This is a genomic window from Holdemanella biformis DSM 3989 (assembly GCF_000156655.1).
Classification (GTDB): Bacteria; Bacillota_I; Bacilli_A; order Erysipelotrichales; family Erysipelotrichaceae; genus Holdemanella; species Holdemanella biformis.
Genome location: NZ_DS996850.1, coordinates 68,931 through 70,793, shown reverse-complemented (window position 1 = coordinate 70,793; position 1,863 = coordinate 68,931). Strand labels below are relative to the sequence as shown.

General features: G+C 33.8%; 1 pseudogene. It reads left to right on the top strand.

Going from position 1 to position 1,863, the window contains the following annotated elements:
• Window positions 1-1,863 (top strand): annotated as a pseudogene (locus EUBIFOR_RS13030) (MBG domain-containing protein); the annotation flags it as partial.

The window sequence follows — 1,863 nt, the reverse complement described above, 5'->3', positions numbered from 1 at the left end:
GATGTAACTGGAAGTCAGACAGAGGTTGGTGAAAGTAAGAACACATTCAAATATGAATTGAAGTCAAATACGAAAGCTTCTAACTACAACATTACAAAAGTAGAAGGTGACTTAAAAGTCACTGCTGAAGATGGTGAAGTAGTCGTAACAATTACTGGCCATTCAGATTCAGTTGAATATGATGGAAATGAAAAGACAGTAAGTGGATATGATGTAGCAATCACTGAAGGAAGTAAGTATACAACAGATGATTTCACATTCAATGGAACTGCAGAAGCTAAAGGTACTGAAGCTGGTACATATCCTATGAATCTTGCGGCTGATCAATTTGCGAACACAAATACAAACTATGAAAAAGTAAGATTTGTAGTAAATGATGGAACATTAACAATCACTCCTAAGTCAATTAATCCAGATGATGAAAAGAATGGTATTACAGTAACAGATCCAGAAAATTCAATCTATGATGGAAATGAACACATCAATGGATTAACAGTAACAGATTCTAAGTTAAATACAACATTAGTTGAAAATACAGATTACACATTAACTTACAGTGGAGATCTAATCAATGTTGGAACAGTAACGATCACTATTAAAGGTATTGGAAACTATACTGGTGAATTTACTAAGACATATCAGATCCTACCAAGAGAATATACAGTAACAACAAATACAGATTTTAAGGTTTATGATGGAAATCCATTAACAGCTGGTGGAACAGTCAACAATTTGGTAAAAGATGAAACCGTAGTATTTACAATTACTGGTAGTCAAACAAATGTTGGTACTTCAGATAACACATATGAATTGAAGTTTGAAGGAACTGCAAAAGCTAAGAACTATACTCATGGTAAAGATTCAATTGGAACATTGACAGTAACTAAGAAATCTATCGTTCCAGATGGACCAAATACTCCAGATGAAAAGAAGACTGGTATTACAGTAACAGATCCAAAAGATTCTAAATATGATGGTGAAGAACATAGAAACAAACCAAAAGTAGAAGATACTAAGACAAAAGCTACATTAAAAGAAAGCAAAGATTACGAATTATCTTATAGCGAAGATGTAACAAATGCTGGAACAGTAACAGTAACAGTAACTGGTATTGGAAACTATGAAGGAAGCTTTGAAGTAACTTACGAAATCACAAAACGTCATGTAACATTGACAAGTGCGGATGATGAAAAGGTTTATGATGGTAGTGCTTTGACAAATGATACAGTAACAGTTGGAGGCGACAAATTCGCTAAGAAGGAAGGCGCAACATACAACGTAACTGGAAATCAGACAGAGGTTGGTTCAAGTGAAAACACATTCACATATGAATTGAAGTCAAATACAACAGCTTCTAACTACAACATCGAAGTTAAATTTGGCGAATTAAAAGTTACTCCATTTACAGATAAGGTAACAGTAACAATTAAAGGTCACGAAGATACTGTAACTTATGATGGCAATCCACATTCAGTAGAAGGCTATGTGATTACTGATATTTCTAATAAATTGTATAAAGCTGAATATATTGGAGTTAAAGGTTATGCTAGAGCTGAAGGAACTGCAGCTGGTACATATAAGATGAACCTTACGGCACAACAATTCAGTAATACAAGTGCAAGCTTTGATAAAGTAACATTCAAGGTTGAAGATGGTGCATTAACAATCAATCCTAAGTCAATTACTCCAGATGGACCAGATACTCCAGATGAAAAGAAGACAGGTATTACAGTAACAAAACCTTCAGATTCTAAATATGATGGGGAAGAACACAAGAATAAACCAACAGTTACAGATACTAAGACAGATAGAACATTAGTAGAAGGTACAGATTACGAATTATCTTATAGTGAAGATGTAATT